We start from the raw sequence: 5,843 nt of genomic DNA on the forward strand, positions 1-5,843 counted from the left end.
GAGTTTCTGAAGAAAAGCAAAGCTGAAAGGATGCTCAGGATAGCTGACTCCATCTTAGATGAAGAGAACAAAGATCCGATCTCGTTACCCAAGCATATTCAAGAAGCCTTGGATTTCATGAAATGATTGAAATTCAGATAGCTGGAGCTGGCGCAGGTAAGACTCATGGTCTGGCTGAGAAGATCATCGCGCACTACGACTCAACATCGCATAAGAAAATCTTTGCGATTACTTATACCAATAATGCCACGCAGAATATTTCTCAAGCGATTATCAGACAATTAGGATACTTGCCAGACAATATCGTAGTTTGCACAGTCCACACGTTTCTATTGAATGAGGTCATTTACCCTTACTCTCCTTTTGTTTTAAATGAAGTACACACCACCTCTTCACAATGCAAAACGTTCTCAAACTTTCCTGCTGGAAAGTCCGCTGAGAAAAAACAAAGAGAAGCCAAGAGCACCATTTCAAGGCTAAAGAAAATTGGGGTAATACATGTCGATGAAACATATTCTGCGGCATGGAGAGTTGTCGATGAAAACTATTCAAAACACAACAGCCAGAAGAAGAAATCTAAAGTTAGGAAAGTTCACAAACTCCTAAGCAGTGCGATCGACAAGATTTTCCTTGATGAAGCTCAGGATCTTGACGAAACCGCTCTTAAAGCTTTTCAAAAAATCGGCGAGAATTCTGCTGATATTTACATGGTAGGCGATCCAAAGCAAGCAATTGATTATCCGAAAGATTTCAAAGATTGGTTAGCAAAAAACAAAGCCAACAAAAAAGTAAAAGTGCTGCCGAATATCACGACATCTCGTAGGGTTCCACAGAGGATTCTTGATCTATCAAATACCTTCTGCCCCAGAGGGCAAGAGCAGATCAGCTTGTCTGAAGTTGAAGGACGCCTCACATACATCACTACAGAAGATGACCATTATGACGCTGTACTTAGCCATCACATTGAGAATGGAAGTTTAGTTAGCATCTTCAGAAAAGAAGGTAACTACTCAACTAAACAAGCAGGAGCACTACCCGAGTTTGACCCTGAGGTAGAAGATCTACTTACAGTAAAATTCCCCGAATACGAAGAAGGGGTGGTCATATATTCATTGCAGCGTTTCTTTGCATCTCTGTTGTCCAAAAATGACAACAACAGTTCCATACGTAAATTTCTTGCCAAGCTGGAAATTCCGTATGAAAAAGAGTTGTTCAAAAATCTTTGCAGATCTGCCGAGCAATATAGTTCATCCAAGGACAATTCGGCTAAGTATACAATAAGCAGCATCCAGCGCACTAAAGGCTTAGAGTCTAAGGTCTGTGTATTAGTCTTAACACCAGCGATTTTCAAATGCTTAATGCAGGATGCTGTAACCAAGTTCAACAAGACTTGGAATATGGTTTACGTTGCATTAACGAGGGCTGAGTCAGAGCTTGTTGTTGCAGTAGACATGGATTTACTTGGCAACAAATACAACCACGATGACATAGTTAAAAGCCTTGAGTCTATTGGGTTTGAAGTGTTAAACCCAAATCATCCAAACCACAAAACGAAGAAAAATTAGAGTGAACATAATATCAACCAACGATAATTGCCAAAAATCTGCTTTGTCCAGATTTTCCATACATTTAGTTATTTATGAATTGCTAATTTAGGAAAGTCTCTAACACAGAATTGTCCAGATGTGTGTTGGCGGGGCATGTAACACGAAATTGCCCCATTATCATTCAGAGCAAATACTCATTCATATCGCATTAACGTGATTTTGGATTAGTTTCATGAGCTGTATATATGAACAGTTATAATGAAACATGGTGATTTTATCGCTTGAGTTCCGTTTTTAATAAGAAATATTTCTTGTTAAAAACAGAAGTAAAATCATAACCAAATGAAAATTAAACGATTTAATATTTCAGTTTGTATTTCATAAGACTAATTAAATACATTTCTTACTTTTTACATCCTCTTTCAAATGAGTAGATGTAAGAAAGTGCCAGCAAGTTCATAATATATAACGATTATATCGAGTATGATAATGGTATTTTATGAGTACTTTTTTGCGCGAAAGTAAGAATGCTTATTAATATACTGTTATATTTACCATGAGATTCACTATCAATACGGAGTTATAAAAAGTGAGTAGTAATAACATCAAATGTGTAGGGGATTTTCTTAAAATAGTTAAAGAACTCTACCCTGAGGGTGAAAGGGCATACTTTCGTGGTCAGTCATCGAGTTTATACAATGTAAATTCATCCTTCTATCGACTAACAGAAAGTACTAAACCCGGACAAAGTGATAACTACTCTTCTATACTTTCTAATAAAATGTTTAAAGAGTTTAAGAATAACATGCCAGCTTATTCTGAGAATAATTTACTCAAAGACTACACTTTGAATGACATTGATCTGATGATGGTTGCTCAGCATTATGGTTTAGCAACTAGGCTAATCGACTGGACAAAGAACCCAATGGTTGCACTTTACTTCGCAACCGAGAAACCTAAAGACACAGGTGATGCATCTGTATATATGATCTTTAATGTTCCAGATAAGCATCCGGTTACTGTTTCAAGTAGTCAAAGTTTTTCTAATGCTTTAAAGGGTGAGCAGCGTAAGTTAGCAGAAATATATAATATCTTGGAAAGAAACCTAATGAATACTATGACGCTGGATCTTGCTCATACTATTCATGGCATTATAAATTCTGGTAGTGGGGATTTTATATATCCACCTATAAAGGTGAATAAAGAAATATTAGCCATGCATATGACTGCAATTTGCCTTGAAATGGCTAATAAAAGTGCACGGTGTCATACAGTATTAAAGTTAATCCAAGATGATCTTATTAATTCAACATGCTCTTTGAGTTCAGTGAAAATTTATAATAATGCAAAATATGTCTTAGAACCACTCCCACTAAACCCACGAATAAAAAATCAGCAAGGTGTTTTTGTTTTTTCTAATGATCTAGAAATGAATGTAATCGAAAACAAAGCCATTGTTAAAGAAAACATTATTAAGACGCATGCTTGTACTGAAAATGTTCTAATAAACGAAGGGGTTATTAGAATAGACATACCCGCAAAATATTTGAGTTCGATTCATAGTGAACTTAATCTATATGGAATCTCAAAAGACTTTATATATCCAGAGCTTCCGTCATATACCGAAACTATGCAAAATAGAATGGTTAGGGAAGTTTTAGCGGGAAAAATATAACAAACTGTTCTAGAGGGATTCGCAACGCGTGGCATTTTCACTATGCGTTGGTTTTAGTGTTTAAGGTGGTACGCGGCGACTTCAGTATTGCGTTGCTCACCCCTTAACAGGGCGTTATGTTTCTTTAGGAGTTAAACGTGGAATTTTTGGAAAGTCGTATAAATAAGCTATTGGGCGAAGCTAGAAAGATTGAAATTGATGTCGCGCATCATCAAATTAGTTGGTCTCAATGGGATCCAAAGCAAACCGGAGGAACACCTCCCGAGTATTTACTTGATGGGGATGAGGAGTACGAAAAACCATTTAAGCACTTAACAGCCTCATTATACCTGTCGGTCTCTTGTTATTTGGATATGAAAGGTTATTCAAATTATTTGTCACTATTCAGAGAGTTATTTGGGAGCGGACCAGATAATATTAAAGACCGAGATAAATTCGATATAGATCACTATTGGTTTGGTGAACCATATAGTGTTTTCTTGGCTAGGCTAACCCAGTTCCTTCAAGTTTTTGAATTCATGGAGAGTGATGATTCTAGGTATACGAGACTTTCAGGAATTCAATATCTGGAAAATATATTGAATAATACAGCTTCAATTGTGTCACGTTTAGAGAAAGTTCCAAAATCAGAAACTGAAGTTTATAATGCAGTTAAAGGAGTTTTTGAAGCAATTTTTCCTACGGCAAAATATCCTAAAAGTAACTTTATTAAAACAGTTAAAGAGTATAAGCCTGATATTTTGATCCCGGAATTATTTACCGCGATTGAGTATAAATATGCGAAAACAGAAGACAAGCTAAAAGCTACTATTGAACAAGTCGCCGCGGATGTTAAAGGCTATACAGGTGACAGAGATTACAGCATATTTTATGCTGTATTTTATGTTACTACAGACTTTTGGGGCAGAGAGCGTTTTATGACCGCTTGGAATGAGCAGAAATTTCCAAAAAATTGGATCCCAGTATATGTTGTAGGTCAATAAACATAACAAACTGTTTAAGAGTGATTCGCAACGCGTGGCATTTTTACTATGCGTTGCGATTAGTGTTTAAGGTGGTATGCGGGAACTACGGTATTGCGTTGCTCACATATATGGTCTCCCTCTGTTTTGCAAGCCAGCAGTTTGATCAAAAGTGCAGGTTAACTACCATATATACGGCCTGTTAAATCGGCTTGTGCCTTGGCCAAGATGAGGCAGTCGAACACGAAGTCCTAATCACCTTATCGACTTTAAAAGCCAGTGTGAGCAGAAGGTTTTCATCGTGTAGGATTTTATCCTGATATTCATCTAACTACGTACTTTGCAAAGGTTGGTGATCGTTGTTTATGCTGGTTTATATTCCTCGTTTTTACTGATTACCGCCCAAGCTATCCGCATTAATTTATTGGCTAAAGCGACAGCCGCACGGTTTGCTCCTCGTCGCTTTTCAATATCTACAGCCCATAAGCTTAGTTTATCTGATTTAAATTTGGCTCGTCTTAAAGCTGCTCTTGCGCCATGAACAAGTAAGGAACGAATATAGGTATTGCCTTGCTTAGTTATACCAAGCAGCGTGATTTTTCCACCTGTGGAATTCTACTTGGGTACAAGACCCATGGCTGCGGAAGCATCTCTTCCTGTTTTAAATTGTTGTCCAGAACCCATCCAAACAGCAACAGCTTGGCTAGTTAAAGGGCCAAATCCAGGGATTGAAGTAAGTAGTTTGGCATTATCAAAATGCTGAATGGTGTGATTTAGCTTGTTATCAAACCAGCTTACTTGCTCGTTGATATAATTATATCTTTCATGTTGATGATAAATGAGTTCTCGCAACATCGATGAAAGTTGATTCTCAGCATCTTCAAGGATACTTGGTATGGCTTTACCAAATGCTGTTTTTCCTTTTGGAATAATGATGCCATATTCCGATAAAAGTCCTCTAACTTGATTAATAAGACGAGTTCTTTCAGTGATAAGAAGCTTGCGCATTTTAATGACCGATTGAATATCTTGTTGCTCGATAGATTTATGCGGTACGGGATGATGTCTTTGATAAAGCGTTATTTCAGCGATAGCCTCGGCATCGTTGTAATCGTTCTTTTGTTTATGACGCTGGCTTTTTACATGTTGTGGTGGAAAGAGCATAACTTGATGCCCAAGTTTGGAAAATTCTCTAGCCCAATAATGTGCAGAGGAACAAGCTTCCATCGAGATGGTGCACTCATTTTGTTGTGCGATATATTTTAGAAGCTTACTTCGAGGTAATTTTTTACGGCTAATATTATTTCCTTTATGATTGATTTCAAAAAGAAAGAAAATACTTTTTGCTAAGTCGATACCGATGATTTTATTCTGAGCCATGGTCTTTACCTGCACATTGATTGAATATATCAAGCATGGCTCAAGACCATGCGAAGAGGTAGAGGGAGACCATCTCATCACCTTAACAGGGCGTTATCCTTACTTTTTCTACTACCTACCAGCTAAAATAGAGCAAAGTGCGTAACACACTTTTGTCCAAAAACGTTTCAAAACTAACGCTTATCTGTTGTGATAACCAAACAACCCAACCATCCAAACCACTATCAACCATTTCCCAAGAGAAATTGATGTTTTACAGCGCAAACGTGGTAAAATCCC

At 37.3% G+C, this 5,843-nt stretch carries 3 protein-coding genes and 1 pseudogene; 3 read left to right on the forward strand and 1 reads right to left on the reverse strand.

Annotated elements, in window-relative coordinates; all coding sequences use genetic code 11:
- The first annotated feature begins 122 nt into the window (after nucleotides 1–122).
- The 3 genes from I3255_RS12975 (at nucleotide 123) to I3255_RS12990 (ending at nucleotide 4,205) form a co-directional block, all read left to right on the forward strand.
- On the forward strand, nucleotides 123–1,565 hold the full coding sequence (locus tag I3255_RS12975; protein WP_238039192.1) for a UvrD-helicase domain-containing protein: 1,443 nt from the start codon (nucleotides 123–125) through the stop codon (nucleotides 1,563–1,565).
- Nucleotides 1,566–2,136: 571 nt separating this feature from the next.
- Nucleotides 2,137–3,222: an FRG domain-containing protein gene (locus I3255_RS12980; RefSeq protein ID WP_238039193.1), complete on the forward strand. Its 1,086-nt coding sequence runs from the start codon at nucleotides 2,137–2,139 to the stop codon at nucleotides 3,220–3,222.
- Between the two features lie 137 nt (nucleotides 3,223–3,359).
- Entirely contained in the window at nucleotides 3,360–4,205 is an 846-nt protein-coding gene (locus I3255_RS12990) for a hypothetical protein (RefSeq protein WP_238039194.1), read from the forward strand.
- Between the two features lie 342 nt (nucleotides 4,206–4,547).
- Here the strand turns inward: I3255_RS12990 and I3255_RS13000 are convergent.
- Nucleotides 4,548–5,642 (reverse strand): annotated as a pseudogene (locus I3255_RS13000) (IS110 family transposase).
- Nucleotides 5,643–5,843 lie beyond the last annotated feature (201 nt).

The organism is Psychrobacter sp. Ps6 (assembly GCF_022129235.1).
In the GTDB taxonomy this organism is placed as follows: domain Bacteria; phylum Pseudomonadota; class Gammaproteobacteria; order Pseudomonadales; family Moraxellaceae; genus Psychrobacter.

Coding starts and splice junctions, on each gene's coding strand:
- I3255_RS12975 (WP_238039192.1), top strand. CDS start 123: ATGATTGAAATTCAGATAGCTGGAGCTGGCGCAGGTAAGACTCATGGT.